This window comes from Kitasatospora sp. MAP5-34, from assembly GCF_029894335.1.
Classification (GTDB): Bacteria; Actinomycetota; Actinomycetes; order Streptomycetales; family Streptomycetaceae; genus Kitasatospora.
In genome coordinates, this window is the sequence record NZ_JARXZC010000010.1 from 39,512 (window position 1) to 66,041 (window position 26,530).

Below are 26,530 nucleotides of genomic sequence, written 5' to 3' on the forward strand. Positions count from 1 at the left end.
AACTGGCGGGGTCCTCCGTCATTGCGTCGTGCTCCGGAGTGGGCGCGGCGCTCAGCGCGAGAGGGTCAGTGCGAGGCGCCGGGGCTCGGGCTGGTCGCCGCGCCGGTGGCGGGTGCACCGGGCGTGGCGGGAGCCGAAGCGGGGGCGGAGGCGGAGGCGGGGGCCGACGCCGCACCGGTCGCCGGGGCGGAGACCGCCCCGGACGGCGAGGCCGACGCGACGGGGGCCGCCGGGCCGTAGGCCGCGTACGGGCCCTTGGCCGGGGTCACCAGGGCCTGGCTGGTCACCTTCCCGGCGCTGGCGAAGGAGAAGGTGGTCGCGGCGAAGCCGCCGACGGTCAGGGCCGCCGAGCTGAGGTGCGCGGAGGGCTGGTCCGTGCCGCCGATCAGCACGGAGCCGCCCGCCGGGATCACGATCTCGGAGAGCACGGCACCCTTGGCGTCCTTGAAGGTCGCGGTGGCGCTGTCGCCCACGGTGACGCTCTGCAGGGTCTCGGCGGAGGTGCTCGTGTTGCTGATGTTGACCGAGACGTTCGCGGGGCCGGTCTGCTGCGCGAGCGAGTCGGCCGGGGTCACGACCACGATGTTGTTGAGCTTCAGGGTGGTCCCGATGGAGGTGGAGGCGTTGTCCGGCTTCACCTGGAGTGTGTCGGGGGCGTTCCCGGCCGCGCAGGCGGACAGCGGAACGATCGCGGCGAGGACGAGGGCGGCGATGGCGCCGCGTCGAAGGCTGCGGCTCACGGCGGCGGCTTCTCCTTGGATCACATGTCGGGTAGTCACGGCTCAGGTTACCGACCGCTCTTATCCGGTTCTCACGGGGTGGGTCCGTGTCGCGTACCCAGTGTTCCCGGGGCGTCCCTGGGGGGTGCCCCGGCCGACGGTGGCCAGGAGCACGATCCGGGGCAGGGGCCGAGCCGGGCGGGGGCCGGACCGGAGCGGATCTCCGGCTCGATCCGAAGTGGCGCCCGAGCCGAGCCCGAGCCGAGCCCGGCTCGATCCGGAGCTGAACCGGAGTCGAGCCCGGGCTGAACCGCAGTAGCGGCCGACTTGATCCGGCGCAAGATCGAATCACGATCGGGCCACGACGGGTCATAAGCAAAAAACTCAAGATCAAATCATGGTTTCGCCGGTGTTGCCACAGGTTTCGTCAGGTGCCTGTACCGCCTCCCACCTGCGGGAAGCCTTCGTCGAACACCGGTCGCAGCACGTGATGGGGGTGATTGTCAAGCCCCGAGACCCGCCCTGACCTGCGAAAACGCCCTTCGGGTGCGCCGAAAAGCGTGTTATTCTGGAAAGCCACGGAAGGGGTCCTGTCACATGACGTTCAAGGTTGGCGACACGGTGGTCTACCCCCATCACGGGGCCGCGCTGATCGAGGCCATCGAAATTCGCCAGATCAAAGGTGTGGACAAGACCTACCTGGTGCTGAAGGTGCAGCAGGGAGACTTGACGCTGCGCGTGCCCGCTGAGAACGCAGAGTTCGTCGGCGTGCGTGACGTAGTCGGCCAGGAGGGTCTGGACCGGGTCTTCGAGGTGCTGCGTGCACCGTACACCGAAGAGCCGACCAACTGGTCCCGCCGTTACAAGGCGAACCTCGAGAAGCTCGCTTCGGGTGACGTTATCAAGGTCGCCGAGGTTGTGCGCGATCTCTGGCGCCGCGAGCGCGAGCGCGGGCTGTCGGCCGGCGAGAAGCGGATGCTCGCAAAGGCTCGGCAGATCCTGGTCAGCGAGCTCGCGCTGGCCGAGAACACCAACGAGGACAAGGCGGAGACGCTGCTCGACGAGGTTCTGGCCTCCTAGGTCCTGGTCTCGACGATCGGTCCCGCATGCCACAGTGCATGTCAGGTACCACAGAACATGTCAAGGCGCCCGGTGTCGGTGCGCCACCACGGTCACGCAAGTGGCCTGGTGGCGGCTCGTCACTTCGGGCGCTTCGGCATGTCCGCGTCCGGTACGTCCGCAGCTGTACGTCCGCATTGTGCGCACCCGACACGTCCGTACCCGACATCTCCGTGCCCGATGCGTCCGCGTCCGGTATGTCCGTGCGAGCCGGCCGGTGGGAGGATCATGTCCTCCGGCCCGCCCGCAGGGCTTTGCTGAAGTCCACGGGCTTGCGCTTGGAAGGGGCCCGTGCTGTGCACCGTCGTGCACGCCATGGCCATACCCACTTCGCCGAAGGAGCGAAACCTGAACGCCACAGCAGCAGTCGCAGCAGCCGTCGTACCCGCCGCCGGTCGGGGTGAGCGGCTGGGGCCCGGCGCCCCGAAAGCCCTGCGCGAACTCGGCGGGGTGCCCCTGCTGGTGCACGCCGTACGGGCGCTCGCGCGCAGCCGGGCGGTCGGCCTGGTGGTGGTCGCCGCTCCGCCGGAGGGTGTGGCGGAGGTGGTCGCGCTGCTCGACAGCCACGGGCTCGACGGCAAGGACATCCGGGTGGTGGCGGGCGGGGCGACCCGGCAGGAGTCGGTCCGCCTGGGGCTGGCGGCGATCCCGGCCGGGGTGGAGATCGTCCTGGTGCACGACGCGGCCCGGCCGCTCGTCCCGGTGGACGTGGTGGACGCCGTCGTGGCGGCCGTCCGCGCTGGTGCCGAGGCCGTGGTGCCGGCCGTACCGCTCGCCGACACCGTGAAGCGGGTCGTTCCGCAGGCTGCGGGCCGGCCGGAGCCGGTGGTGGAGACGCCGGACCGGGCGACGCTGCGGGCCGTGCAGACCCCGCAGGGCTTCCGCCGTGCCGTGCTCTGCGAGGTGCACGAGAAGGCGCTGGCCGAGGAGACGCTCGCGGAGGCCGAGGGCGGGCTGCCGCCGGTCACCGACGACGCGGGCCTGGTGGAGCGCTTCGGCGGCCAGGTGGTCGTGGTGCCCGGCCACGAAGAGGCGTTCAAGGTGACCCGTCCCCTCGACCTCGTGCTCGCCGAGGCCGTACTCGCCCGACGGAGGGCTTCCGATGGCTTCTGACACACCGACCCACGTATCGCTGCGCGTCCCGGGCAGGGTGCCCCCGCCCGCGCTGATCCCGAGGATCGGCATCGGCACCGACGTGCACGCCTTCGAGGCCGGGCGCCCGCTCTGGGTGGCCGGCCTGCACTGGCCGGACTCGGAGTTCGGCCTGGCCGGGCACTCGGACGCCGATGTGGTGGCGCACGCGGCCTGCGACGCGCTGTTCTCGGCGGCGGGGGTCGGTGACCTGGGCGCCCACTTCGGGACGGGCCGGCCCGAGTGGTCCGGCGCGTCCGGGGTGACGCTGCTGGCCGAGGCGGCCCGAATCGTCCGGGAGGCGGGTTTCGAGATCGGAAACGTCTCCGTTCAGGTGATCGGCGTGCGGCCCAAGGTCGGCAAGCGCCGCGCCGAGGCGCAGGCGGTGCTCTCCGCCGCCGTCGGCGCACCGGTCTCGGTCTCCGGCACCACCACCGACGGCCTGGGCCTGACCGGCCGGGCGGAGGGCCTGGCCGCGCTCGCCACCGCCCTGGTGTACGAGGCCTCGTAGGGCCGGCCGGACCTCAGGGCTCCAGATTCCGCAGGTCCTCGGGTTCGCGCGGTCAGGCGTCCGCCGAGGCCCGGTTGGGCCATCCGGGGCGATCGGTCTACCGTCACCGCCGCAGAATTGGTTAGCGTGGAAAGTGATCTGACGAACACTCGGTTGACCGCCCGAACGAGAAGAGGCTCCACGCATGGCCGCACAGCTCTCCGACGCGGCGAAGGCGCTGCTCGACGCGAAGACCTTCGCCGTGGTCACCACCCTGCAGCCGGACGGCAGTCCGCAGTCGTCGGTGGTCTGGGTGGCGCGCGACGGTGACGACGTGCTGTTCTGCACGGTCGAGGGCCGCCGGAAGCACCTCAACATGGTCAAGGACCCGCGCGTGAGCGTGCTGGTCAACCCGCCGGACAACCCGTACAGCTACTTCGAGGTACGCGGTGAGGTCGCCATGACCACGGAGGGCGGCCGCGAGTTGATCAACGCGCTCTCGCAGAAGTACCGGGGCGAGGAGGTGTACGGGTTCGACGGCCCGGACGACGTCCGGGTGGTCGTCCGGCTCACCCCGCGCAAGGTGGTCGGCAGCATCTGAGCAGCGCCCGGAGCGCTGCGGTGGCCCCGCACCGGAAGGCGGAAAGCGCCAAAGGTGGCGGGGCACCCCCCTGTGCCCACTACGCTTGACGCTGTGAGCCTTCGCCTGTACGACACCAGCACCCGCCAGGTACGCGAGTTCGTCCCGCTTGTACCGGGTTGTGTCTCGATGTACCTGTGTGGCGCTACCGTCCAGGCGGCACCGCACATCGGGCACATCCGGTCCAACCTCAACTTCGACGTGATGAGCCGGTGGTTCGGCTACCGCGGCTACCAGGTCACCTTCGTGCGCAATGTCACGGACATCGACGACAAGGTGATCCAGAAGGAACGCGAGCTCGGCACCCCGTGGTGGCAGATCGCGTACGCCAACGAGCGTGCCTTCAACGACGGCTACGCGGCGCTCGGCTGCCGCCCGCCGTCGGCGGAGCCGCGCGCGACCGGACACATCCCCGAGATGATCGAGATGATGCGCACGCTCATCGAGACGGGGCACGCGTACGAGTCCGAGGGCAACGTCTACTTCGCCGTCACCACCTACCCCGAGTACCTGGCGCTCTCCAACCAGGAGCTGGAGAACCTCCGGCAGCCGGAGAGTACGGGCGAGACCGGCAAGCGTGACCCGCGTGACTTCGCGATGTGGAAGCGCTCGAAGGAGGGTGAGCCCAGCTGGGAGACCCCCTGGGGGCGCGGGCGTCCGGGCTGGCACCTGGAGTGCTCGGCGATGGCGCACAAGTACCTGGGCAGCGCCTTCGACATCCACGGCGGCGGGCTGGACCTGATCTTCCCGCACCACGAGAACGAGATCGCGCAGTCCAGGGCCTTCGGGGACGATTTCGCGAACTTCTGGGTGCACAACGCCTGGGTCACCATGAGCGGCGAGAAGATGAGCAAGTCGCTCGGCAACTCGGTGCTGATCTCCGAGATGCTGCAGCGCTGGCGTCCGATCGTGCTCCGCTACTACCTCGCCGGGCCGCACTACCGCTCGATGATCGAGTACAGCGAGGAGTCGATCCGCGAGGCCGAGACCGGGTTCGCCCGGATCGAGGGCTTCATCCAGCGGGTCGTGGAGCGCTGCGGCCCGGTGGACGCGGCGCCCGAGGTGCCGCTCGCCTTCGCCGAGGCGATGGACGACGACCTGGGCGTGCCGCAGGCGCTGGCCGTCGTGCACACCGCCGTCCGGCAGGGCAACAGCGCGCTGACGGCGGACGACAAGGAGAACGCGGTAGCGCGTCTGGCCGAGGTCCGTGCGATGCTCGGAGTGCTGGGTATCGACCCGCTCGACGAACACTGGGCCGGTACCGCCCGTGGCGAGGACCTCCACGGGGTGGTCGACTCGCTCGTCGGGTTGGTCCTGGAGCAGCGCCAGGCGGCTCGGGCCCGCAAGGACTTCGCCACCGCGGATGCCATCCGCGACCAGCTCGGCCTGGCCGGGCTGGCGATCGAGGACACCCCGTCCGGCCCGCGCTGGACGATCGACAATCAGTAACCCCTCTTAGTTGTTGGGGTGAGGGTGGGCCGTACCGGACCGGTGCGGCCCACCCGCATGACGCAGCATGCCGGGCCGACTTGCGGCCGGGCGTGACGGACAGACAGGAAGTACAGCCATGGCCGGCAACAGCGCACGCAGGAACCGTCGCAACCCCGGATCGAAGAAGGGCGCGACTGTCGGGACCGGCGGCCACAGCCGGAAGGCGATCCAGGGCAAGGGCCCGACCCCGCCCGCCTCCGCCCGCAAGGGGCACATCAAGCAGCGGCAGGCCAACGCCGCCGTCAAGCGCGAGATGGACGCGAAGTCGCGCGCCGGCATGCGCCGCAGCGGCGCGGGCGGCCGTGGCGGCCGTGGCGGCGCCGGTGCCGCCGAGCTGGTGTTCGGCCGTAACTCGGTGGTCGAGGCGATCCGTGGCGGCGTGCCCGCCACCGCGCTCTACGTGCTGCAGTTCATCGACACCGACGACCGCGTGCGCGAGGCCCTCCAGGCGGCCAACGAGCGCGGTATCCCGCTGATGGAGGCCCCGCGCGTCCAGCTGGACAACATGACCGGCCAGATGAACCACCAGGGCCTGGTGCTCCAGGTCCCGCCGTACGAGTACGCGCACCCGGACGACCTGCTGGTGGACGCCGCCGACAACGGTGAGGATGCGCTCGTCATCGCCCTGGACGGGGTCACCGACTCCCGTAACCTCGGCGCCGTGGTCCGCTCCGCCGCCGCCTTCGGCGCGCACGGCGTGGTCATCCCCGAGCGTCGCGCGGCCGGTATGACCGCCGGCGCCTGGAAGACCTCCTCCGGTGCCGCCGCCCGTCTCCCCGTCGCCCGGGCCACCAACCTCACCCGCGCGCTGGAGGCGTTCAAGAAGGCCGGTCTGACCGTGGTCGGCCTGGCCGCCGACGGCGAGGCCGAGATCGGTGACCTGGAGGCGCTGGCCGGACCGGTCGTGGTCGTCGCGGGCTCCGAGGGCAAGGGCCTCTCCCGGCTCGTCGCGGAGACCTGTGACATCCGGGTGCGGATCCCGATGCCGGGCGCGACGGAGTCGCTGAACGCCGGCGTCGCGGCGGGCATCGTGCTGTACGAGGCCGCCCGCCTGCGCGCCAAGATCGGCTGACCGGTCGATCGGCCGGGTCTGTCGGTCGGGCCCGTCGGTTGTCGGGTCTGTCGGTTGGCGGGCCCGTCGGCTTCGGTGGGTAAGTCGTCAGGAGTAGGGGTGAACCGATCGGGCCTGGTCAGGTCCGGTCGGTTTACTCATGATCACTTCAATGCCCACCAAGAATCCACCCGGGAGAGTGTCCTAACCGGCCGTCACCCGGTTAGACGGGTGTGGACACCAGAACACCTCGGCGCCCCGGGCAGGGCGGCACGGCGGGGATAGACGACGACCCCGGCCTCAACACGGTCAAGGTGCCGTCCGACCCGGCCAAGCTCAGCAGTACCCAGGCCAGCTTCCGGATCAGACTCGCCACCCCGGTGGCTCCGCTGATCGGTGCCCCGGCCGGTGCCGCCTTCGGCGACCCGTACGGCATGCAGAGCTTCGCCGCCCGGCCGCTGCTCACCCCGCAACTCGTGGTGGACAGCGCACAGCTCCCCGCGCTGGTCGGCGTGGGCGCGCTCGCCGGAGCGCCGCCGCTCGGAGCCCCTCCGCGCCGCAAGGGCCGGCTCACCACCGTGACCTGGACCGGACAGGCCGCGCCGGGCGACCTGGCGGCCACCCAGCTGCTCGAAGCCGTGCGCCTCAACACCGTGCCGGCCCCGGCGGGCGCGCCCGGCACGGGTGCCGCCGCTCTTGCGGCGGAGGACACCCAGCAGCTGCCGACGTACGGCCAGGCCGTGCCCAGGCAGTCCTCCGGGCCGCCGGAGACCGGCCGTCCCGCCGCCGAGGGCTGGACGCCCAAGGGCGAGCTGCCCGAGGTTTCGGCCACGGCGGCCGGCGATTCCAAGCACGCCTGGTACCCGGGCCGGAAGGTCGACCTGGGCCTGGTGCTGTTGCCGCTGCGCGTCGTCCTCGGCGCGCTCTCGGTATACGCCGGGTTCAGCAAGCTCTGCGACCCGGTGTACTTCGACGGCGGTGACCGGGGCTCGATGATGCGCTGGCTCGGCTCGCTGCACCCCTGGCGCGTCGCGCAGCCGCTGCTCGACTTCGCCATGGCGCACCCGGTCGGTGCCGGGCTCGGCGTCGCCTTCACCCAGGTCGTGGTCGGCGTGCTGTCGATCCTCGGACTCTGGCAGCGGATGGCGGCGGCGGCGGTGATGGCGCTCTCCGCCGCGCTGCTCTTCACCGTCAGCTGGCGGACGGTCCCGGTCTACGACACGCCCGACCTGATCTTCCTGGCGGCGTGGAGCCCGCTGCTGATCGCCGGCGCGCCGTTCGGCTCGCTGGACGGACGGATCGCCCTGGAGGCCTGGCGCAGGTACGGCTCCGGCGCGCCCGCCGCCGTCCGCCGCCGGGTGCTGCGGCGGGGCACGGTGGTCACCACCGTGGTGGTCGGACTGACCATGCTGCTCGGCTCGATGCTGGGCGCGGCGGTCCGCACGGGAAGCCTCACGCACAGCGGACCGGCCAAGTCGCCCAGCGACTACGGCTCCCCGATGTGGCCCGCCAACGGTGCCTCGCCTGCACCGGCCCCCACCCCCACACCGTCGCCCAGCGCCTCGCCCTCCCCGGTGCCTTCACCGACCGCCCCCTCGGCGTCGGCGTCGTCCGGCAAGAGCGCCAAGCCGCACTCGTCCAAGTCGGACCGGAGTACGGCCGGCGCCTCCTCGTCGTCGGGAGGAGACCCCAGCACCGGTTCCAGCACTCACAGCGGCAGCAGCGGCTCCGGCAGCTCCACGACCCCGAAGCAGCCGAGTTCGACCGGCGGCAGCCCCGGCCTGATCGGCGGAGTACTCGGCAGCGCCCCGCTGCTGGGCCTGCCGACTCCCGCCCTGGGCATGGACAGTGAAGGCGGCCGGGTGTCGGGCGCCGGCACCGCAGCCACGATCTGACGAATCGTCACTTCGGGGTGGTGGGTCGACAGGAGGCCCCCTCGTGAGCATGTGAGCTCACGAGGGGGCCTCCTGCTTGCTGCGTGGCTTCGCTGTCCGCTGTCCGCTACGGGCCTTACGGTCTTACGGGCCTTACGCGACGGTGGCCCGGCCGGCGCCGGAAGCCAGCTCCTTGGCGGCCTCGCTGAGGTCCTTCGCGGTGTCGATGGCCCGCCAGTAGCAGCCCTGCGGCAGTTGATAGCCCGCCAGCTGCCTGTTCCGGGCGAGCTGCGGGAAGGTGGTGCGCTCGTGGTCGCCGACGTCGGGCAGCAGCGCGCGGAAGTCCGGACCGAAGACGTACAGGCCCGCGTTGATCAGGAAGGGGGAGGGCGGGGACTCGATGAAGTCGAGCACGTTGCCGAACTGGTCGGTCTCCACCGCGCCCCAGGGGATCCGGGGCCGGGCCAGCGCGAGGGTTGCCACGGCGTCGCGCTCGTGGTGGAAGGCGGCCATGTCGCGGAGGCTGAAGCGGGTCCAGATGTCGCCGTTGGTGGCGTACCAGGGCTCGGCCGGGCGGGGGAGGGCCTGCGAGGCGTACTTCAGGCCGCCGCCACGGCCCAGCGGCTCGGTCTCCACGACCGTGCGCACGTTGAGCGGCAGGTCGGCCTTGTCGAGCCACTCCTGCAGCACCTCGGCCAGATGGCCGCAGGAGATCACCACATCGGTGACGCCCTCTTCGGCGAGCCAGGCCAGCTGGTGCCCGACGATCGGGGTCCCGGTGCCCGGGATCTCGACCAGTGGTTTCGGCCGGTCATCGGTGTACGGGCGCAACCGGGAGCCCTGCCCGCCGGCCAGGATCACTGCCTGGGTGACGGCGGGGGCGCTTACGCCGGGGCTGGGGGCGTGGTGCGTGGAGTCGTCGGTCATAGCGAGAACAATAGGGTCCGCGTGTCGCGGACCCGGGCCGATTGCCCGCTCCGTCTCCGCCGTGACCCGGGGTGCGCCGGGGTGGGCCGGACAGGGCCGGGCACCGCCCGGCGGTGCCCGCCCGAGGAGGGTTCGGTGGCCGACCGTCAGCCCACCACGCCTGCCGCGAACGAGCCGTCGCAGACCGGACGGGCGAAGGAGCGGGCCCGCTGCGCGTCGCCCTGGTACTTGCGGACGGCGGCGCGGCCGAGGTCGGCGGCCAGCGAGCTGCAGTACGGGGTGAGCGCGGGCTGCTCCCGCATGGTGCGCTCCAGCAGGTCGAGCGCGGTGCCCGGGTTGTGGTCGCGCAGCTCGTCCATCAGGTCCACGCGCAGCGCGTCCTGGGGGGCGAGGCCCTGGGTGTTGGGGGTCGTGTTGGTACGGCCGATGGTCCCGTCGCCGCTCGCCGCCGCGACCACCTGCTGGTCGAGGCTGGTCGGTGGGGCCCAGGGAACGCGGGTGACAGCGAGGGTGCCGGTGGTCACCAGGATCACGGGCAGGGTGAGAGCAAGGGTTTGGCCGATGCGGCGTACAAGCTGGTTCACGCTCAGGAGCGTAGCGCTGGGTGGGGATTGAAACGCACTCCGTTACACCAACGAGTGACGCGTGTCCGGATTCGTCCCGTCGGCAGGTTGACGCCACGAGTGCGGCTACGGCTGCGGGGGTGCGGATGGGCCCCACCGGACACGTCCGGTGGGGCCCGTTTCCCGTTGCCCGTTTCCTATGTCAGGCGTCAGGCGTCAGGCGCTGAGGCGGGCGCCCGTGGTGGTCGAGAAGACGTGGGCCTCGCCGCCGACCGGGACTACGTGGATGACCTCGCCCCGCTGCGGGATCTGACGGCCGTGCACGCGCACGACGATGTCCTTGTCCTCGCCGCCGATCTTGGTGGTGCCGTAGACGAAGCCGTCCGCGCCGAGCTCCTCGACCACGTTGACCGTGACGGCGACGCCCTCGATGCCACCGGCCGGAACGATCTCGAAGTGCTCCGGGCGGATGCCGACGGTCACCGACTTGTCGGAACCGGCCCCGGCCAGCTGCTCGCGGTCGATGTTGATGACCGAACCGCCGAACTTCACCCCGCCGTCGACCAGCGGGACCTCGACCAGGTTCATGGCGGGGGAGCCGATGAAGCCGGCCACGAAGAGGTTGGCCGGACGGTCGTACATGTTGCGCGGACTGTCCACCTGCTGCAGCAGACCGTCCTTGAGGACCGCCACCCGGTCGCCCATGGTCATCGCCTCGACCTGGTCGTGGGTGACGTAGACGGTGGTGATGCCCAGGCGGCGCTGCAGGCCCGCGATCTGGGTGCGGGTGGAGACGCGGAGCTTGGCGTCGAGGTTGGAGAGCGGCTCGTCCATCAGGAAGACCTGGGGCTCACGGACGATCGCACGGCCCATCGCGACCCGCTGACGCTGACCACCGGAGAGCGCCTTCGGCTTGCGGTCCAGGTACTCGGTGAGGTCGAGGATCTTCGCGGCCTCCTCGACCTTGGTGCGGATCTCGGCCTTGTTGACGCCCGCGATCTTGAGCGCGAAGCCCATGTTGTCCGCGACGGTCATGTGCGGGTAGAGCGCGTAGTTCTGGAACACCATCGCGATGTCCCGGTCCTTCGGCGGCAGGTGGGTGACATCGCGGTCGCCGATCCGGATGGCGCCACCGTTGACGTCCTCCAGGCCGGCCAGCATGCGGAGGCTGGTCGACTTGCCGCAGCCCGAGGGGCCGACCAGGACGAGGAACTCGCCGTCCTCGACGTGCAATTCAAGGGCGTCGACGGCGGGCTTGGTGCCGCCCGGGTAGAGGCGGGTCGCCTTGTCGAACGTGACAGAAGCCATGGCTCTGCTCTCCTTCACCGGCAGGAACGTGCCGGACGATCCGAGTAAAGGTTGGGTTGTGGTCTCGCAGTCGGCCCACCCGAGCAGTGGTCTGAACCACCTGGCGAACCAACTCCCGGCGACGCTACCCGCCGTACTACCCGCTCGCCAGCCCCTGACCGGCCGAATTCGGCATCGGTCCGGTCACAACCCGGACAGTCCACCCAAAGCGACCCGCCCCCGCGCCTTCGCCGATATCTGCCGACACCACCCCACCCCGGCCCGGTAGACTGCCCCTCGGTGCCGCCGTGGTTCGCCGCGGACGGCTACCGTGCCTCCTTAGCTCAGTTGGCCAGAGCACCGCTCTTGTAAAGCGGGGGTCGTCGGTTCGAACCCGACAGGGGGCTCAGCGTACGGAGCGCCGAGAGACGTGCTGAGGGCCAGTTCAGCGGGGTGATCCCGGGGAACTGGCCCTTCGTCGTTGTTCGAGCGGAGCGGGTGGCTACTCCGGCTGTGCCACTGGCGTGTCAGAAGCCGCCGGGGAATCCTCCTTTCCGAGCGCCTTGCGGACCGCTTCGCCCATCCGGTCGGCGATGGCCCGGTCCCGCTGGCTGGTCATGTGCTGGTAGATCAGCGCGGCCCGGGTGGTGCTGTGGCCCATCCTGGTCGTCAGCTCGCGGGTGCTGGCCCCGTTCTGCGAGGCGAGGGTGTTGCCGGTGTGCCGGAGATCGTGGAAGTGCACGTCCGCAGCGATCCCGGCGGCGACCTTGGCCGCTGTCCAGTCGTCCCGGAAGTTGCTCCGCCGGAGCTTGCCGCGACGCGGGCCGATGAAGAAGTTCCCGTCCGGGCCCTGGCCGACGTGCCGTTCCAGGTGGTGCGTCAGGTCGGGCACGATCTCGACGGGAAAGGCCACGGGGCGGAAGCCGGCGCGACTCTTGGGTGCCTTGTCCAGGAGCTTGCCGCTGTTCAGCTCGGCCTGATTGCGGCGGACCCGGAGGAGGCGGGCCTCCAGGTCGACATCGTCGGGGTACCGGTGGTGGGGCAGACCGGCTTGTTGTTCTGGTCGACGACGGTGAGGTTCTGCAGGCTGATCTGGCCGTGCGCGGCGGCGACCTTGGCCACCACGGCGGCGGGCAGGGTCGGGGTCTCGCCGGAGAGGCCGCGGTCCTCGAGGCGACTGGTCGCCGTCACCCTGGCCGGACTGCGCCCCAGCGCCGTAATCGTCGACGCTCCTCGCGCGGCGCACCGGGGCGGACACGGGAATCATCCCGGTCACGGACCACGCCGCTTCGGTCGGCTCGGCGACCGTGTTTCGTCGGCTGCCGTCGTACCAGTGCAGCCCGGGCTCCGGCGACGAGGGACTCACGGCCGCCGCCGATCCGATCGCCAGCGGCCGGGTGGCGCGAGAGGTGGCGGCAGGTCAGCGGGCGGTGAGGTCAGCGTCCTCGGTGGTGTCGCTGATGCCGAGCCGGAGGTGTTCGACGTGGTAGACGGCCTGGTCGAGGAGTTCGGCGACGTGGTGGTCGTACAGCGCGTAGACGATGGAGCGCCCGTGTCGCTCGCCGACGACCAGGCCGAGGTTGCGCAGCAGCCGCAGCTGGTGGGAGCAGGCGGACTGCTCCATGCCGACGGCGTTGGCCAGGTCGGTGGCCGCCAGCGGGCCCTCGCGCAGCCTGGCAAGGATCAGCAGCCGGGACGGGGTGGCCAGCGCCTGCAGGGTCGCGGCGACCTTGGACGCGTTGGACGCGTCCAGCTGTGTGCGCGGGACGGTGCTCTCGGCTGCGGTGACGACTCCATGGCCCATGGCGTCCATCCTACAAGAGATGAATGAAGAGCTGTTCATATGTTCCTGTATGGTGTGGGGGTGCCCCCGGCCGGAGGCTGGGGGAGAGTTGCCCCGCCCTGCCTGCGCGAAGGAACACCACAGCCATGTCCACGACCCTCACCGAGCGCCCGGCCCCCGCCGCGGCCCCGCGCGAGAGCCTCGCTCCCAAGCGTCGCACGCGCGTGTTCGCGCTGGCCGAGGCCCGCTGGGCCGCCGCCGCCACCGTCGCCTTCCTGATCGCCCTGCCGCTCCAGCTGACCGGCGCCCCGGTCTGGGCGTGGGTGCCGCTGTACGCGATCGCCTACGTCACCGGCGGCTGGGAGCCCGGCTGGGCGGGCTTGCAGGCGCTGCGCGAGAAGACGCTCGACGTGGACCTGCTGATGATCGTCGCGGCGATCGGCGCGGCCTCGATCGGGCAGGTGATGGACGGCGCGCTGCTGATCGTCATCTTCGCCACCTCGGGTGCGCTGGAGGCGCTGGCCACCGCCCGCACCCAGGACTCGGTGCGCGGCCTGCTCGACCTCGCCCCCACCACCGCCACTCGCCTGCTGGACGGCGGCGGCGAGGAGACGGTGGCCACCGAGGAGCTGGTGGTCGGCGACACCATCCTGATCCGCCCCGGCGAGCGCGTTGGTGCCGACGGCCGCGTGCTGGACGGCGTCGGCGACGTCGACCAGGCCACCATCACCGGCGAGCCGCTGCCCGTCGCCAAGCAGACCGGCGACGAGGTCTTCGCCGGCACCCTCAACGGCACCGGCGCCCTGCGCGTCAGGGTCGAGCGCGACGCCTCCGACTCGGTGATCGCCCGGATCGTCAAGATGGTCGAGGAGGCATCCGAGACCAAGGCCCCCACGCAGCTGTTCATCGAGAAGGTCGAGCAGCGGTACTCGCTCGGCATGGTTTTCGCCACTCTCGCCGTCTTCCTGATCCCGCTGGCGTTCGGCGCCGCCGTGACCGGCTCGCTGCTGCGGGCGATGACCTTCATGATCGTCGCCTCCCCGTGCGCCGTCGTGCTGGCCACCATGCCGCCGCTGCTCTCCGCGATCGCCAACGCCGGACGCCACGGCGTGCTGGTGAAGTCCGCCGTCGTCATGGAGCGGCTGGGTCAGGTCGACGCCGTCGCGCTCGACAAGACCGGCACCCTGACCGAAGGCACCCCCCGTGTCACCGACATCCGCCCCCTGGCCGGCTCCGGCCTGTCCGAGGAGGAGTTGCTGACGCTGGCGGCCTCCACCGAACACCCCAGCGAGCACCCGCTGGCCCGCGCGGTGGTCGACGCCGCCCGCCAGCTCGGCCTCGACCTGCCCGTCGCCGAGGACTTCACCTCCGCCCCCGGCGTCGGCGTGACCGCCACCGTCGCAGGTGACGCCATCGCCGTCGGCGCCCCCGCCCGCCTGATCAACGGCCGCGAGGACGCCCTGTCCGTCAAGGCAGCGGCCGTCGCCGAGGAACTGGAGAACGGCGGCCGGACCGCCGTGCTGGTCGAGCGCGACGGCACCCCGGTCGGCGTTCTGGGCATCGCCGACCGCCTGCGTCCGGACGCCGCCGCCACCGTCGCCGCGCTCGTGACCTTGACCGGCAGCACCCCGATGCTGGTGACCGGCGACAACCCGCGCGCCGCCGCCCGTCTCGCCGCCGAGGTCGGCATCACCGACGTCCGCGCCGGACTGCTGCCCCAGGACAAGGTGGCGGCCGTCCAGGAGCAGGAGAAGGCCGGCCGCAAGGTCCTGGTGATCGGCGACGGTGTCAACGACGCCCCCGCGCTCGCCGCCGCCCACACCGGCATCGCGATGGGCCGGGCCGGCTCCGACCTCGCGCTGGAGACCGCCGACGCGGTCATCGTCCGCGACGAGCTCGCCACCGTCCCTACGGTGGTGGCGCTCTCCCGCCGGGCCCGCCAGTTCGTGGTGCAGAACCTGGTGATCGCCTCGGTGTTCATCTCCGGCCTGGTCATCTGGGACCTGGCCGGCCACCTGCCGCTGCCGCTCGGCGTCCTCGGGCACGAGGGCTCGACCGTCATCGTCGGCCTCAACGGCCTGCGGCTGCTGCGCGAGAGCGCGTGGAAGCGGGCCGGCGCAGAAGGCGCGAAGTGAGCAAGCAGAGCCGACGGGCTGCCTCCACCACCAAGGTGGGGGCGGCCCCCTGCACGGTCACGGTCTGCCGCGGCTGCTGCTGCGGCACCCCCAAGGTCCCCGGCCTCGACCACGCCGCCCAACTCACCGACCTGCGGCAGTCCCTGGCCGCCGTGGCCACCGTGCGACCGGTCGGCTGCCTGGACGTCTGCGAGCAGGCCAACGTCATCGTCGTCCAGCCCTCGGCCGAGGGACGCAAGGCCGGCGGCCGACCGGTCTGGCTCGGCCTGGTCAATGACCCCGACGCGGCAGCTGACATCACCGCCTGGGTCAAGGCCGGGGGCCCCGGCCTCGCCGACCCGCCCGACATCCTCGACCTCTACACGTTCTCCCCGTCCCGGCGCATCCGCCAGGAACTCGAACACTGACCGGCCGCCACCGCCCAGGCGGGCCGCTCCGCCCGGCGCTCAGCCGCCGGGCGGGGAGGAAGGGAGGGCGGTCCGCATGAGGGTGCTGCCTCGCCCGCTCACCGGCCCTCCTTCAATGAAGCGGGCTCACTCGCTCGGGGGATTGACGTCGCCACGGCTGGGCGGGGCTGTCCGGGAAATCGCTGCTGAGACACGCCGTACCCGGAAACGTCACACGCCGGCTGACCCTGAGGTGAGAGCACGCAGCCCCGCGCGCACCTCCGCGACGAACTCGGCGGGAGCCTCGTAGGCAGCGAAGTGACCACCCCGTGCAGGCGTGCCGTAGTAGTGCAGATCGGTATAGCGGGTCCGCGCCCAGCGCTCGGACAGCGCGACGTTGTCGGCGGGAAAGCGAGAGTACGCGGACGGCGCGGGCACCTCGTCGAAGCTGCCCACGCTCGACGCGAGCGAGTGCCAGTACAGGCGGGCCGAGGAGGCCGCCGCGGCACACGTCCAGTAGACCATCACATTGTCGAGCAGCTCGTCCTTCGTGAAGGAGTTCTCCGGGTCATCGCCGCAGTCCGACCAGGTCTTGAACTTCTCGACGATCCATGCGAGTTGGCCGGTCGGCGAATCGGTCAGGCCGTATCCGAGCGTCTGTGGCTTGGTTCCCTGCTCGATCGCGTACCCGCCCTCGGCCTGGCTGGAATGCTCGAGTCTCGCGAGGTATCGCTGCTCCTGCTCGGTCGGCCCGCCGAGCTCCATGAGCTTCGCCGGGTCGGCGAGCGCCCAGTTCAGGTGGATCCCGATCAGCTTCGCGGGATCGGCCAGCCGCCCGATCGCCGAACTGACAAGCGCTCCCCAGTCGCCGCCCTGTGCTGCCCAGCGCTCGTAGCCGAGCCGGTCCATCAGCTCGATCCACGCCTGCGCGATCTTCTCGACGTTCCAGCCGGTCATGGCCGGCTTGCCGCTCCACCCGTGGCCCGGGAGCGAGGGGATCACGAGCTCGAGCGCGTCGGACGCCTTCCCGCCGTGACCGACCGGATCCACGAGCGGGTCGATCACCTTGACGAACTCCAGCACCGACCCCGGCCAGCCGTGCGTCATGATGCACGGTGTCGCCTCCTCAACCGGTGAGCGGACACGCAGGAAGTGGATGTCGACCCCGTCGATCGTCGTCGTGAACTGCTCGTAGCGGTTCAGCTGATCGGCGACGCGCTGCATCCGGTAGGACCGCGCCCAGTACCCGGCAAGCTCCTGTACGTACGCCAGTGGGATCCCCATGGACCAGTCGTCGACGGGCTCGCTCTCCGGCCATCGCGTCCGCGCCAGCCGCTCGCGGAGGTCGTCGATCACCGCGTCGCTGATCTCGACGCGGAACGGACGGATCTCGGTCATGTCGCTGCCTGCCGTTCGCTGTTGTGATGGGACGTCAAGCACGTCGTCTTTCGGATAGTTCGCTGGGTTCGCTTACTTCGGCGGTCAGACCTCTGCCGTGCGTGCTGCGATGCCCTGGCCCTGGTAGATCTCGTCGTAGTAGTGGATCACCAGGGGCCGGGTGAGCATGGCCTCGAAGGTGGCGGTGAAGCCGCGTGCGGTGCGCCAGGCGAGGTAGTCGGTGTAGTTGTGTGCCTCGGTCCACTGGGTCAGGCCGGTGACGTGGTCGGCGTCGTTCAGGTCGCGCAGGATGCGGATCTCTTCGCAGCCTTCGTGCTCGAGGCTTTCTCCGAGGATGTCCAGCAGTAGCTGCGCGACGTCGTTGCCGTGGCCGGGCTGCGCGAAGAGCTCAGTGGTGACCAGTGCGCTCATGGCATTTGCCTTTCTCGGAAGGTGTGGCCGCCGACCGGTCACCCGGGGCGGGGGTCGCCAGGGCCGGGTCGGCGAGATCGGCGAGGTCGGTGCCGGAGCGGGACGCCCTTCGGACCCGGACGCTCAGTACGGGGAGGGCTGGTTGAAGATGACGGTGAGGCTGGTGATCCTGCCGTCGCGGACGGCGAAGTAGCTGGTCATGACCAGTTCCTCGGGCAGGTTGGTCTTGTCGTAGTCGCCGTCGTACTTGGCGCGCACGATGATGTCGCCGTGGTGGTCGATGACCTGGCGGACCTCCATGGTGACGTGGTCGCCGACGAACTCCTTGTCCATGAACCTGCGGATCGCGTCGGCGCCCCGGATTTCGCGCCGGTTGTCGTTGACGTAGGCGTCGGGCGCGAAGGTCGCCACGATCCGTTCGGTGTCGAACGCGTTGACTGCGGCGATGTGCTCGGCCACGACGGCGGGGAGGTCGGTTGTCACGCTGGACATGGCGGGGATCCTCTCTATCGGCCGGAAGGCTGTCGTGCTCAGCGGCTGACCAGCCTGAACCGGTCTGAACCGGTCTGCCACGGCCCATGTTCACCGCTCCCGCAACGTGAGGGTCAAGGCCGGGACACCGCGTTGACCCTCACACAACTGGAGGGTTGAGAATGAGCAGATGAGCAACGCGCTGACGATCGGCGACTTCTCCAAGGCGACGCACCTGAGCATCCGAACGCTCCGGCACTACCACCAAATCGGACTGCTGGAGCCGACCGACGTCGACCCGGACACCGGTTACCGCCGTTACGCGACCGAGCAGATCCCGGCAGCTCAGGTGATCCGCCGGTTCCGGGCCCTGGACATGCCGCTGGACGACATCCAGGCCGTACTGTCCGCGCCTGACCTGCGGACCCGTGACCACCTCATCGCGGCCCACCTCGCCCGGATGGAGGCCGGCCTGGCCCGGACCCAGCAGGCCGTGGCGTCACTGCGCGACCTGCTCGAGCACGGGACCGCACCGGCGGCGATCGGGCACCGCAGCGTGCAGGCTACGCCCGCCGCAGTGATCAGCGAGGACGTCGGCGTCGCCGACGTCCTGCTGTGGTACCAGGGTGCGCTGGGAGAACTGCGTGCCACGCTGGCCGCCCAGCACATCCGAGCCGACGGCCCGCCGGGCGGAATGTTCGCCGACGAGCTGTTCGCCGACGAGTACGGCCGGGCGACCGTCTTCATTCCTTGCCATGGGCGGATCCGACCCATGGGCCGCGTCACACCGACGACCGTGCCCGCCGCAGAGCTGGCCACCATCGTCCATGAGGGTCCGCACGACGAAATCGACCGCGCGTACGGGACCCTGGCCGCCCACGTCGCCGAGCACGAACTGGCTGTCGACGGGCCACTGCGCGAGTACTACCTGGTCGGCCCTGGCGACACCGCCGAGGAGGGAGCCTGGCGGACCGAGATCGGCTGGCCCATCTTCGCCACCGGGACCACCGGCTAGGGCCCCGGAGCTGCTATGCCGGCTGTCGGCCGAGCAGGCGACCCTTGGCCGTCGCTCGGGTCACCCGTACCGGGGCCGGGTGGACCTCCCGATCCACTGAGAGTGGTTTTCGCGGCTCGGATGCCCTGCGTGTCGCATCGTTGCAGGTCAGAAGCTTGCATGGGGAAAACGTGTCAAGTGGGGGTCGTCGGTTCGAACCCGACAGGGGGCTCAGGCGGAGACGTCACCCTCAGCCCGTCCACCGCCGACTCGGCAGCGGGCCGCACGAGGGCTCATGGCCAAGCCCGGGCCGCGCCGCCCATGTGAGCCCCCGCTCCCGAACAGCAATGCTCAGCGCCGCTCGACGCTGCAGTCTGGCCCATGGCCGCCGCTGCGGCCGGCGCCGCCATGGTCGCAGCGGCAGGTGGCACTTACGCCGTACGCGCGCTCCGCCGACGTAGGCCGGCCGAACCGCTAGCCGAGCCGGCGATCGAACCGGCAGCCGAGCCGACGACCGAGCGGGTTGACGGGTGCGGGTCCGAGCCGCAGCGTTCCAGCCCGCCCGCCGCGATCGTCCCGACCCGGAAACCTCGCGGCCTCGATCTTCCCCTCGCAGCGGCAACTCGTCGGTCGGGGCTGGTGAGCGGTCGGGGCCGGTGAGCAGCCGGCCCCGGCGGCTGGTTCAGATGCCGAGGCGCAGGGCCCGGGCTGCGGCGTGGTCGAGCAGCCGGTGGATGTCGGCCTGGCGGGTGGCCGGGGCGTCGTTGTACTCGTCGGGCGAGCTGACCGGGCGTCCGGTGGCGTGCAGGACCTCCATCACCTGCGTCCGGGCCCGGCGCGCGCCGTCCGGAGTGCCGTAGCCGTGGGCGAGGACGGCGGCCTGGGCGCCGAGCAGGCAGACTCGGCCGGCGCTGTCCCACATCGCGCCCTGCACCCAGCCGTGGCAGGCGATGTACCGCGAGGCCAACCGCAGGTGTGTGGCGACACTGACCTGTGCGGGCCGTGCCGCCCGCCGGACCAGACGGTCGAGGAGCGTCGGCCGGGGCAGCGGGTAACCGGCGTTCCACGGTTGGGCGGTGCTGCCGAGCGGGCAGATGTACGGAGCGGTCGGGTGGGCGGGTGCCAGGGTCGGGGCGAGGGGCGGGAGCTGGGGCGGGAGAGTGGCGAGGTACGCCTCGATCTCGGTGGCCAGGCCGGACCCGTCGGGGATCAGTAACAGCCGGTCGGTGGGTGGGGTGCTGATCGGCATGTGGACTCCTTGACCGGGGTCTGTTATGCGGGTGTTTGTCCCAGTTTGTTACTCCCTCGTTGATAACTCGAACGCTGCCAGGTGCCGGGTAACCGGCCACCGGGGATGCGCGTGTCGGGTGGCGGTCGCGGCCCGTCACGGGCGGACGGGAACCGTGCGGCGCGGGTGGGCGGTGGGCCGTCCGGGGTCGTACGGTGGACCGGGGGCCGACTGCAGGAGGCCGCGATGCCTGGTTCTGTCACGATCAGCCACACCGACGCGTTGGTGATGCTCAGCCATGCCGACGCGGAGCGGTTGACGACGATGATGCGGGAGATCTCGCACCTGCTGGACACGCGGGGCCCCGACCGGTTGACTGACGCGCAGGTCAGCGCGCTGTGCGAGGGCAAGGTGCAGCACCGGGACGAGCTCACGCAGTGGGCGAGCGAACTCTCCGAGTACCTCAAGGCGCACCTCTGAGCCCTGCTGCTCCGATTAGCCTCACCGCCCTCGGGTCCTCGAGGACCCGAGGACTGCACCCAGGGGTCGGGTAGCGTGCCGGGCATGTCGATCTCCTGGGTCACCGTCGGGACCCCGCTGCCCAGCGGGCCGGTCCGCGTTGCGGTCACGGATCTCGGTGTCGCAGCGGTCTCGTTCGCCGGTGAGACGGTGACGGGGGTGCCGGGCCGGGTCGGCTTGCCGGACTGTGCGGACGAGGCGAGAGCGCAGACCGTCGTCGCCCGCCTGGCGGACTACTTCCAGGGTCGGAGCAGGGCCCCCGGCCTGCCGGTCGACTGGCGGTTCACGTCGGGGCCGCACCGGGTGGTGCTGCAGACGCTGCTGGCCGAAGTCCCGTACGGCGCGACCATCACCTACGGCGAACTCGCCAGGCGCAGCGGCGTGTTCGACGAGCTGACCGAGGTCGGAGGGGTTGCCGCGCGCGCGGTCGGTCAGATGATGGGCGCCAACCCGCTCGCGCTGCTGGTCCCTTGTCACCGGGTGGTCGCGGCGGACGGGCTCGGGGGGTTCGGTGGCGGCCCGCTCGGGATCGAGACCAAGCGCTGGCTGCTCACGTTGGAGGGCGTGCTCCCGGCGACCCTCGACTGGAACGGACCTGACCCGGCCGTCCTCCCCTGAGCCTGGGCCTGAGCCTGGGCCTGTACTCCGTGGCGGCGCGGATGGTGTTCGAGTGTTTGGGGAAGCCGAGAGGACGCCCCACCGTCGGGACATGCGGAAAGCCGGAAATAGTCGATCAAATTATCGAAAAATAATCGACCAGATGAGCGTCTCGTGCTAATTGTTCAACGGTATTGACCACTCGAACGAGTGATTGCAAGTTGGCTCGGACGGCCCAAGAATGATGAACGCAATGTGATGTACCACGCGATGCACCACGCGCCACGCACCATGCGCTCATGGGGAGGGCTCTTTCATGTCTACCGAAGCCAGCACCGGGATTCCCGCACAGGGCGGGCCGCAGGAGGTTCGGCAGCAGTCGAGCCTCAGTACGGCAGGCGCGAGGAATCTCGCGACGACCACCAAGTCCGAACCGCAAATGCAGGACATCAGCTCGCGCTGGCTGCTCCGGATGCTCCCCTGGGAGCAGGTCTCCGGTGGTACGTACCGCGTCAACCGGCGTCTGACGTACGCGGTCGGCCGGGGCCGGGTGAGCTTCGTGAAGACCGGCGCGGAGGTGCGGATCGTGCCGCCGTCGCTGCGTGAGCTGCCGGTGCTGAGCGGCTTCGAGGACGACAGGTTGCTCGGGGAGCTCGCGGGCCGGTTCGCCCAGCGCGAGTTCGCGGCGGGGGAGCTTCTCGTCGAGGCCGGGCATCCGGTGGACGAGATCTTCCTGATCGCCCACGGCAAGGTGAGCCAGGTCGGTATCGGCAAGTACGGCGAGACCACGGTGCTCGGTGTGCTCGCCGACGGCGACCACCTGGGGGACGAGGCCCTGTCGCAGGCCGACGCGCTCTGGGCGCACTCCGTCAAGGCGGCCACCGCAGGTACCGTGCTGGCGCTCCCCCTGGCCTCCTTCCAGGAGTTGGTCGACCGCTCCGCCGCACTTCGGGACCAGGTGCTGGCCTACCTCTCGACCGTCGGGCAGCCGCAGAACAAGCGCGGTGAGGCCTCGATCGACCTGTCGGCCGGCCACCAGGGCGAGCACGAGCTGCCCAGCACCTTCGTCGACTACGAACTCGCGCCGCGCGAGTACGAGCTGAGCGTCGCGCAGACGGTGCTGCAGGTGCACAGCCGGGTCGCCGACCTCTACAACCAGCCGATGAACCAGATCGAGCAGCAGCTCCGGCTGACGATCGAGGCACTCCGCGAGCGCCAGGAGCACGAGCTCGTCAACAATCCGGACTTCGGCCTGCTCACCAACGCCGAGTACGAGCAGCGCATCCAGACCCACTCCGGCCCGCCCACCCCGGACGACATGGACGACTTGCTGAGCCGCCGCCGGGGCACCAAGTTCTTCCTGGCCCACCCCAAGGCGATCGCCGCCTTCGGACGGGAGTGCAACCGGCGCGGGCTCTACCCGGACACGGTCGAGGTGCACGGCCAGCACCTCCCGGCCTGGCGCGGGGTGCCGATCTTCTCCTGCAACAAGATCCCGATCGTGGACGGTCACACCAGCTCGATCCTCGCGCTGCGTACGGGTGCGGACAATCAGGGCGTCGTCGGCCTGCACCAGACCGGTATCCCGGACGAGTACCAGCCGGGCCTCTCGGTCCGTTTCATGGGTATCAACGAAAAGGCGATCATTTCCTACCTGGTCAGCGCCTACTACTCCGCTGCCATTCTCGTTCCTGATGCGATCGGCGTGCTGGAAAACGTCGATATCGCCCGCTCGCGCGGCTGAGCAGGCGGATTGAGCAGCGCAATTCAAGCGATGCAACCGCAACTCGGCGACGCGGCTGCGAAACAGCCGTGGGCACGGGCACGGGCAGCGGTCCGAGAGAATCTGGGGGAGAGACGTACATGGGGATCTTCGCGCTTGAGCGTGATCAACAGGAGGGCCAGGAGGCCGCTTCGGTGCTGGCCCGCGCCAGGGCGGTGATCGATCCGGCCCTGCGGGAGGCGGTTGGCACCCTGCCCGAGTCGATGCGGCACATGTCGGGCTACCACTTCGGCTGGTGGGAGGCGGACGGTACACCGTCCGACGCCGGTGCGGGCAAGGCGATCCGCCCGGCGCTGGTACTCGCCGCGACGAGGGCCGTCGGCGGCCGGCCGGCCGACGCGGTGCGGGCGGCCACCGCAGTCGAGTTGGTGCACAACTTCACTCTGCTGCACGACGATGTCATCGACCGGGACGAGACCCGCCGTCACCGTCCCACCGTCTGGCGGGTGTTCGGCACCACCGAGGCCATTCTGGTGGGCGACGCCATGCACTCGCTGGCCGTGCGCACCCTCGCCGAGGACACCCACCGGGCCTCCCAGGCAGCAGTCCGCCGCCTCACGGACTGCGTGGTCGAGCTCTGCGCCGGGCAGCAGAGCGACTGCGCCTTCGAGCAGCGCAGTGACGTTTCGCTGGCCGAGTGCCTGGCCATGGCGGATGCCAAGACCGGCGCGCTGCTGGGCTGCGCCTGTGCACTGGGCGCGTTGTACGCCGGCGGCGACGAGCGCATGGCGAACGCCATGGAGGCGTTCGGGCGGGAGATCGGTCTCGCCTTCCAGCTGATCGACGACCTGATCGGCATCTGGGGTGACCCGGCGGTGACCGGTAAGCCGGTCGGCGCGGATCTCGCGGCGCGCAAGAAGTCTCTGCCGGTGGTCTTCGCCCTGGAGTCCGGCACGCCCGGTGGCGCGCTGCTCGCCGAGCTCTACGCCACCGAACGCCCGCTGACGCCGGACGAGCTGCTGACCGCTGCGGCAGCAGTGGACTCGGCCGGTGGACGGGCCTGGGCACAGAGCGAATCCTGCGAACGAATGGCGGCGGCCATCAGCCATCTCGCCGACGCCGTGCCCGATCCGGCGGACGCCGACGAGCTGCTCGCCCTGGCCGAGCTGGTCACCCGCCGGACTCGTTGATGTAGGTGGTGGGCGCCGGGTGCTGGAGGCTCCCCTTCGCACCCGGCACCGACCTCAGCCCGCTGCCTTGGCCAGCAGGGAGCGTTCCTTCTCGGGGTCGATCCCGAGGGGTGTGCGGCCCTGTAGGTACGGCTGCGCGGCAGGCCCCCGCTCCTGCAACCAGGCCCAGGTGTCGCGGACCGTTTCGGAGAGCGGTCGGCAGCGGAGCCCGGCGGCTCGGGCACGGGAGCTGTCCGCGAGCCAGATCGCGTCCCAGTCGGGCCGGTCGGGTGCCCAGATCGGGAGTTCGGTCCAGGGCTCCACGCCTGCGGAGAGCAGGACTTCCTCGTCCGTCCAGACGGGTTCGGCAGCGGCTCCGGTGGCCTGGACGCAGGCGTCGAGCAGCTCGCCGAAGGTGGTACTGCCGGGCGGGGCCGTGGTGATGAACCGGCCCGTCCGGCCCTGCTCGAGCAGATCCAGGCCGAAGGCGGCGAAGTCCCGGGCGTCGATCAGCTGCATGGCACGGCTCGGGGCGCCGGGAGCGAGCACCTTCCCGCCCCGGGCGATCCGCTCCAGCCACCAGGGCAACCGGCCGATGTTCTCGTGCGGGCCGATGAGCAGCCCGCAGTTGAGGATCAGCGACCGGTCGGCGCCGAACGACTCCAGCAGGGCGCGTTCGCACCCGGCCTTGAGGTGGTTGCCCGGCGGCTGGTCGGGCGGGGTGTCGGCTGGGCACGGGTGAGTGGTGGAGTTCTCGTCCAGCGGCAGCTTTCCCCAGTCCGCGAAGGCGTGGATGGAGGAGACGAGGGTGTAGTGGTCGGTGTGCGGCCGCAGCAGCCGGGCAGCGAGCCCGACCGCGTACGGCTGCTGGCCGGCGGTGTCCACCACCGCGTCCCAGCGTCGGTCGGCGATCAACCGGTCCAGGCCGGCGGGGAGGTTCCGGTCGCCCCTGACGGCCTCGACGCCCGGCTGGTCGGCGCCGGACAGTCCGCGGTTGAAGGTGGTGACGTGGTGGCCTCGGCGCAGCGCCTCCGAGACGTAGGCGCGCCCGAGAAAGGCCGAGCCGCCGAGTATCAGGATGTTCATGGCGGAAGCCTCACCCCGATCCGCAGTGCCCGCAGCATCGTTCACTCCAAGCTGAGTGGTCGTAGGTCCGGAGCCTCCGAGGTGCTGACCCGGCGGTCTGCGCTTAGCATCCAGTTCAGGGTGTTGTGCCTGATATATCGGACGACGGCCGGTCAGCTGACGGGCTGTCGTCCGACTGGTGTCCTGGGTCCGGTGCTTCTGCGGCTCGAAGCCGGACCGGGCAGTGACACCCGACAGACGTGACACCCGACAGCAGTGACACCGGACAGCAGTGACACCGGAAGGCGAAGCCGGAGGGCAGCGACAGTTGGAAAGAACCTGGATGACCGATGCCGCCTCGGCCGCCCTGGAGCCACTCGCCGCCGACGCCTCCTGCAGCACCGGGCACCGGCCGCACCGGCGTAGGCGGCGAACTGGCTGCCCACGCCGGTGCGGGAGTTCCGCCCGATGATCCGGATGTACCAGCTGAGGGCCCAGGTGCTGGACGGCTCCTACCGGCTGCCGAGGATCCGGCCCAGGTGACGCGCCGGGCGTTCGGGCCGTTCCGGTCGTCCGTCCGGCCGCGCCGGCTGAGAGGGCTGGAGGGGCTGGGGCGGCTGGGGCGGTGCGGCGGTGGGTGACGCGGTCGGCCGGATGCTGGCATCGGCCGTGGGTATCGCTCTCGGTCCGCTGCCGTTGGCCGGTGTGATCATGCTGCTGGCCGGGCCGAGGGGCCGGGTGGGTGGCGCGGCCTTCGTGCTGGGGTGGGTCGTGGCGCTGTCGGCGGTCTGCTCGGTGGTCGTACTCGTGGGTTCGGGCCTCGACACCGCCGGGCCGCACCCCCCTTGGTCGTACTGGCTCGAGCTGGCCCTGGGCGGGGCGCTGCTCGTGCTCGGGGCAGTGCTGTGGAGGGCCCGGCCGCGCGAGGGGCAGGTGCACCGCCCGCCGACGTGGATGCGGTCCGTCGACCTTCTCACCCCGGCGAAGGCGGCGGGGTTGGCGGCGACGCTGGTACTGGCCGACCCGAAAAACCTCGCCCTGGCGGTCGGCGGCGGGATCTCCGTCGCCATCGCTTCGGCCGACGGGCGGGCCAAGACGGTGGCGGTGGTGCTGATGGTGCTGGTGGGATCTCTGGGCACGCTGGTCCCGCTCGCCGTCCACCTCCTCGGCCTCTTCGACGGTACGAGGTCGGCCAAGGTGCTCGGCGAGTGGAAGGCGTGGGCGTCCGTCCATAGTTCGGCGATCACGCTGGTGGTGCTGATCGTTCTGGGCACCGAGTACGTGGGTGCCGCGATCTCCGGTCTGACCGTCTGATCCGTCTGATCCGTCCGACGATCGGATCGGCCGGCCGTCGGATGG

Annotated in this window: 27 protein-coding genes and 1 tRNA gene; 16 read left to right on the top strand and 12 right to left on the bottom strand. The window is 70.9% G+C overall.

All coding sequences use genetic code 11. The features are described 5' to 3' along the window. Window positions 1–65 precede the first annotated feature (65 nt). Window positions 66–740, bottom strand: coding sequence for a DUF461 domain-containing protein (locus P3T29_RS11545; RefSeq protein WP_280716263.1), 675 nt, complete (start codon window positions 738–740; stop codon window positions 66–68). 576 nt (window positions 741–1,316) lie between these two features. Between P3T29_RS11545 and P3T29_RS11550 the strand changes: the two genes are divergently transcribed. The 7 genes from P3T29_RS11550 (at window position 1,317) to P3T29_RS11580 (ending at window position 8,536) form a co-directional block, all read left to right on the top strand. Continuing rightward, the gene (locus tag P3T29_RS11550) at window positions 1,317–1,799 is read left to right on the top strand and encodes a CarD family transcriptional regulator (RefSeq protein WP_030244332.1); all 483 of its coding nucleotides are present in this window, start codon (window positions 1,317–1,319) and stop codon (window positions 1,797–1,799) included. 354 nt (window positions 1,800–2,153) lie between these two features. Further along, a complete protein-coding gene (gene ispD, locus P3T29_RS11555; RefSeq protein ID WP_280716264.1) occupies window positions 2,154–2,951 on the top strand; it encodes a 2-C-methyl-D-erythritol 4-phosphate cytidylyltransferase in 798 nt (265 codons plus the stop codon). Beyond that, the gene (ispF, locus tag P3T29_RS11560) at window positions 2,941–3,480 is read left to right on the top strand and encodes a 2-C-methyl-D-erythritol 2,4-cyclodiphosphate synthase (protein ID WP_280716265.1); all 540 of its coding nucleotides are present in this window, start codon (window positions 2,941–2,943) and stop codon (window positions 3,478–3,480) included. Before ispD ends, ispF begins: the two co-directional genes overlap by 11 nt. Before the next feature lie 184 nt (window positions 3,481–3,664). Beyond that, a complete protein-coding gene (locus tag P3T29_RS11565) occupies window positions 3,665–4,060 on the top strand; it encodes a PPOX class F420-dependent oxidoreductase (RefSeq protein WP_280716266.1) in 396 nt (131 codons plus the stop codon). Window positions 4,061–4,153: 93 nt separating this feature from the next. Next, complete coding sequence (gene cysS, locus P3T29_RS11570) at window positions 4,154–5,548, top strand: cysteine--tRNA ligase (protein ID WP_280716267.1); 1,395 nt, start codon at window positions 4,154–4,156, stop codon at window positions 5,546–5,548. A 118-nt stretch (window positions 5,549–5,666) separates the two neighbouring features. Next, complete coding sequence (rlmB, locus tag P3T29_RS11575) at window positions 5,667–6,662, top strand: 23S rRNA (guanosine(2251)-2'-O)-methyltransferase RlmB (RefSeq protein ID WP_280716268.1); 996 nt, start codon at window positions 5,667–5,669, stop codon at window positions 6,660–6,662. Between the two features lie 212 nt (window positions 6,663–6,874). Next, the gene (locus tag P3T29_RS11580) at window positions 6,875–8,536 is read left to right on the top strand and encodes a DoxX family membrane protein (RefSeq protein WP_280716269.1); all 1,662 of its coding nucleotides are present in this window, start codon (window positions 6,875–6,877) and stop codon (window positions 8,534–8,536) included. Window positions 8,537–8,668: 132 nt separating this feature from the next. Here the strand turns inward: P3T29_RS11580 and P3T29_RS11585 are convergent, their stop codons facing one another. The 3 genes from P3T29_RS11585 to ugpC all read right to left on the bottom strand — a co-directional run bounded on the left by P3T29_RS11585 (window position 8,669) and on the right by ugpC (window position 11,313). Further along, window positions 8,669–9,442, bottom strand: coding sequence for a nucleotidyltransferase family protein (locus P3T29_RS11585; RefSeq protein WP_280716270.1), 774 nt, complete (start codon window positions 9,440–9,442; stop codon window positions 8,669–8,671). Between the two features lie 146 nt (window positions 9,443–9,588). Then, entirely contained in the window at window positions 9,589–10,026 is a 438-nt protein-coding gene (locus P3T29_RS11590; RefSeq protein ID WP_280716271.1) for a hypothetical protein, read from the bottom strand. 195 nt (window positions 10,027–10,221) lie between these two features. Further along, the gene (gene ugpC / locus P3T29_RS11595; protein WP_280716272.1) at window positions 10,222–11,313 is read right to left on the bottom strand and encodes a sn-glycerol-3-phosphate ABC transporter ATP-binding protein UgpC; all 1,092 of its coding nucleotides are present in this window, start codon (window positions 11,311–11,313) and stop codon (window positions 10,222–10,224) included. A gap of 312 nt (window positions 11,314–11,625) precedes the next feature. On the opposite strand from ugpC, the gene P3T29_RS11600 reads away from it, so the two are divergent. Beyond that, window positions 11,626–11,699: transfer RNA gene (locus tag P3T29_RS11600), tRNA-Thr, on the top strand. Between the two features lie 95 nt (window positions 11,700–11,794). Here P3T29_RS11600 and P3T29_RS11605 read toward each other — a convergent pair. The 3 genes from P3T29_RS11605 to P3T29_RS11615 all read right to left on the bottom strand — a co-directional run bounded on the left by P3T29_RS11605 (window position 11,795) and on the right by P3T29_RS11615 (window position 13,096). After that, complete coding sequence (locus tag P3T29_RS11605) at window positions 11,795–12,337, bottom strand: tyrosine-type recombinase/integrase (RefSeq protein ID WP_348532817.1); 543 nt, start codon at window positions 12,335–12,337, stop codon at window positions 11,795–11,797. Further along, a complete protein-coding gene (locus P3T29_RS11610; RefSeq protein WP_280716374.1) occupies window positions 12,259–12,483 on the bottom strand; it encodes a hypothetical protein in 225 nt (74 codons plus the stop codon). Before P3T29_RS11610 ends, P3T29_RS11605 begins: the two co-directional genes overlap by 79 nt. 229 nt (window positions 12,484–12,712) lie before the next feature. Continuing rightward, window positions 12,713–13,096 carry a metalloregulator ArsR/SmtB family transcription factor gene (locus tag P3T29_RS11615; protein ID WP_280716273.1) on the bottom strand — a complete coding sequence of 128 codons (384 nt, stop codon included), beginning with the start codon at window positions 13,094–13,096 and terminating at the stop codon, window positions 12,713–12,715. A 125-nt stretch (window positions 13,097–13,221) separates the two neighbouring features. Here P3T29_RS11615 and P3T29_RS11620 point away from each other — a divergent pair, with 125 nt between their 5' ends. After that, a complete protein-coding gene (locus tag P3T29_RS11620) occupies window positions 13,222–15,210 on the top strand; it encodes a heavy metal translocating P-type ATPase (RefSeq protein ID WP_280716274.1) in 1,989 nt (662 codons plus the stop codon). Then, entirely contained in the window at window positions 15,207–15,617 is a 411-nt protein-coding gene (locus P3T29_RS11625; RefSeq protein ID WP_280716275.1) for a (2Fe-2S) ferredoxin domain-containing protein, read from the top strand. Before P3T29_RS11620 ends, P3T29_RS11625 begins: the two co-directional genes overlap by 4 nt. Window positions 15,618–15,827: 210 nt before the next feature. Here the strand turns inward: P3T29_RS11625 and P3T29_RS11630 are convergent, their stop codons facing one another. The 3 genes from P3T29_RS11630 to P3T29_RS11640 form a co-directional block, all read right to left on the bottom strand. Further along, entirely contained in the window at window positions 15,828–16,994 is a 1,167-nt protein-coding gene (locus P3T29_RS11630; protein ID WP_280716276.1) for an epoxide hydrolase, read from the bottom strand. An 84-nt stretch (window positions 16,995–17,078) separates the two neighbouring features. Then, window positions 17,079–17,405: an antibiotic biosynthesis monooxygenase gene (locus tag P3T29_RS11635; protein ID WP_280716277.1), complete on the bottom strand. Its 327-nt coding sequence runs from the start codon at window positions 17,403–17,405 to the stop codon at window positions 17,079–17,081. 123 nt (window positions 17,406–17,528) lie between these two features. Beyond that, complete coding sequence (locus tag P3T29_RS11640) at window positions 17,529–17,897, bottom strand: nuclear transport factor 2 family protein (RefSeq protein WP_280716278.1); 369 nt, start codon at window positions 17,895–17,897, stop codon at window positions 17,529–17,531. Window positions 17,898–18,066: 169 nt separating this feature from the next. Here P3T29_RS11640 and P3T29_RS11645 point away from each other — a divergent pair, with 169 nt between their 5' ends. After that, window positions 18,067–18,891 carry a MerR family transcriptional regulator gene (locus P3T29_RS11645; protein WP_280716279.1) on the top strand — a complete coding sequence of 275 codons (825 nt, stop codon included), beginning with the start codon at window positions 18,067–18,069 and terminating at the stop codon, window positions 18,889–18,891. Between the two features lie 661 nt (window positions 18,892–19,552). Here the strand turns inward: P3T29_RS11645 and P3T29_RS11650 are convergent. Beyond that, window positions 19,553–20,119: a hypothetical protein gene (locus P3T29_RS11650; protein ID WP_280716280.1), complete on the bottom strand. Its 567-nt coding sequence runs from the start codon at window positions 20,117–20,119 to the stop codon at window positions 19,553–19,555. Between the two features lie 225 nt (window positions 20,120–20,344). Here P3T29_RS11650 and P3T29_RS11655 point away from each other — a divergent pair, with 225 nt between their 5' ends. The 4 genes from P3T29_RS11655 to P3T29_RS11670 all read left to right on the top strand — a co-directional run bounded on the left by P3T29_RS11655 (window position 20,345) and on the right by P3T29_RS11670 (window position 24,127). Further along, a complete protein-coding gene (locus tag P3T29_RS11655; RefSeq protein WP_280716281.1) occupies window positions 20,345–20,578 on the top strand; it encodes a hypothetical protein in 234 nt (77 codons plus the stop codon). Window positions 20,579–20,662: 84 nt separating this feature from the next. Continuing rightward, the gene (locus P3T29_RS11660; protein WP_280716282.1) at window positions 20,663–21,235 is read left to right on the top strand and encodes a methylated-DNA--[protein]-cysteine S-methyltransferase; all 573 of its coding nucleotides are present in this window, start codon (window positions 20,663–20,665) and stop codon (window positions 21,233–21,235) included. Window positions 21,236–21,530: 295 nt separating this feature from the next. Further along, entirely contained in the window at window positions 21,531–22,958 is a 1,428-nt protein-coding gene (locus P3T29_RS11665) for a family 2B encapsulin nanocompartment shell protein (RefSeq protein WP_280716283.1), read from the top strand. A 119-nt stretch (window positions 22,959–23,077) separates the two neighbouring features. Beyond that, the gene (locus P3T29_RS11670; RefSeq protein ID WP_280716284.1) at window positions 23,078–24,127 is read left to right on the top strand and encodes a family 2 encapsulin nanocompartment cargo protein polyprenyl transferase; all 1,050 of its coding nucleotides are present in this window, start codon (window positions 23,078–23,080) and stop codon (window positions 24,125–24,127) included. A 54-nt stretch (window positions 24,128–24,181) separates the two neighbouring features. Here P3T29_RS11670 and P3T29_RS11675 read toward each other — a convergent pair whose 3' ends face one another. Continuing rightward, window positions 24,182–25,192, bottom strand: coding sequence for an NAD-dependent epimerase/dehydratase family protein (locus P3T29_RS11675; RefSeq protein ID WP_280716285.1), 1,011 nt, complete (start codon window positions 25,190–25,192; stop codon window positions 24,182–24,184). Between the two features lie 648 nt (window positions 25,193–25,840). Here P3T29_RS11675 and P3T29_RS11680 point away from each other — a divergent pair. Then, window positions 25,841–26,485, top strand: coding sequence for a GAP family protein (locus P3T29_RS11680; protein ID WP_280716286.1), 645 nt, complete (start codon window positions 25,841–25,843; stop codon window positions 26,483–26,485). Window positions 26,486–26,530 lie beyond the last annotated feature (45 nt).

Bases quoted from the DNA above. Each gene is read 5' to 3' on its own strand.
- P3T29_RS11565 (WP_280716266.1), top strand. From the start codon at position 3,665: ATGGCCGCACAGCTCTCCGACGCGGCGAAGGCGCTGCTCGACGCGAAG.
- P3T29_RS11550 (WP_030244332.1), top strand. From the start codon at position 1,317: ATGACGTTCAAGGTTGGCGACACGGTGGTCTACCCCCATCACGGGGCC.
- P3T29_RS11655 (WP_280716281.1), top strand. From the start codon at position 20,345: ATGCCTGGTTCTGTCACGATCAGCCACACCGACGCGTTGGTGATGCTC.
- P3T29_RS11640 (WP_280716278.1), bottom strand. From the start codon at position 17,897: ATGTCCAGCGTGACAACCGACCTCCCCGCCGTCGTGGCCGAGCACATC.
- ugpC (WP_280716272.1), bottom strand. From the start codon at position 11,313: ATGGCTTCTGTCACGTTCGACAAGGCGACCCGCCTCTACCCGGGCGGC.
- P3T29_RS11650 (WP_280716280.1), bottom strand. From the start codon at position 20,119: ATGCCGATCAGCACCCCACCCACCGACCGGCTGTTACTGATCCCCGAC.
- P3T29_RS11645 (WP_280716279.1), top strand. From the start codon at position 18,067: ATGAGCAACGCGCTGACGATCGGCGACTTCTCCAAGGCGACGCACCTG.
- P3T29_RS11675 (WP_280716285.1), bottom strand. From the start codon at position 25,192: ATGAACATCCTGATACTCGGCGGCTCGGCCTTTCTCGGGCGCGCCTAC.
- P3T29_RS11615 (WP_280716273.1), bottom strand. From the start codon at position 13,096: ATGGGCCATGGAGTCGTCACCGCAGCCGAGAGCACCGTCCCGCGCACA.
- ispF (WP_280716265.1), top strand. From the start codon at position 2,941: ATGGCTTCTGACACACCGACCCACGTATCGCTGCGCGTCCCGGGCAGG.
- P3T29_RS11630 (WP_280716276.1), bottom strand. From the start codon at position 16,994: ATGACCGAGATCCGTCCGTTCCGCGTCGAGATCAGCGACGCGGTGATC.
- rlmB (WP_280716268.1), top strand. From the start codon at position 5,667: ATGGCCGGCAACAGCGCACGCAGGAACCGTCGCAACCCCGGATCGAAG.
- P3T29_RS11635 (WP_280716277.1), bottom strand. From the start codon at position 17,405: ATGAGCGCACTGGTCACCACTGAGCTCTTCGCGCAGCCCGGCCACGGC.
- P3T29_RS11585 (WP_280716270.1), bottom strand. From the start codon at position 9,442: ATGACCGACGACTCCACGCACCACGCCCCCAGCCCCGGCGTAAGCGCC.
- ispD (WP_280716264.1), top strand. From the start codon at position 2,154: ATGGCCATACCCACTTCGCCGAAGGAGCGAAACCTGAACGCCACAGCA.
- P3T29_RS11660 (WP_280716282.1), top strand. From the start codon at position 20,663: ATGTCGATCTCCTGGGTCACCGTCGGGACCCCGCTGCCCAGCGGGCCG.
- P3T29_RS11670 (WP_280716284.1), top strand. From the start codon at position 23,078: ATGGGGATCTTCGCGCTTGAGCGTGATCAACAGGAGGGCCAGGAGGCC.
- P3T29_RS11665 (WP_280716283.1), top strand. From the start codon at position 21,531: ATGTCTACCGAAGCCAGCACCGGGATTCCCGCACAGGGCGGGCCGCAG.
- P3T29_RS11620 (WP_280716274.1), top strand. From the start codon at position 13,222: ATGTCCACGACCCTCACCGAGCGCCCGGCCCCCGCCGCGGCCCCGCGC.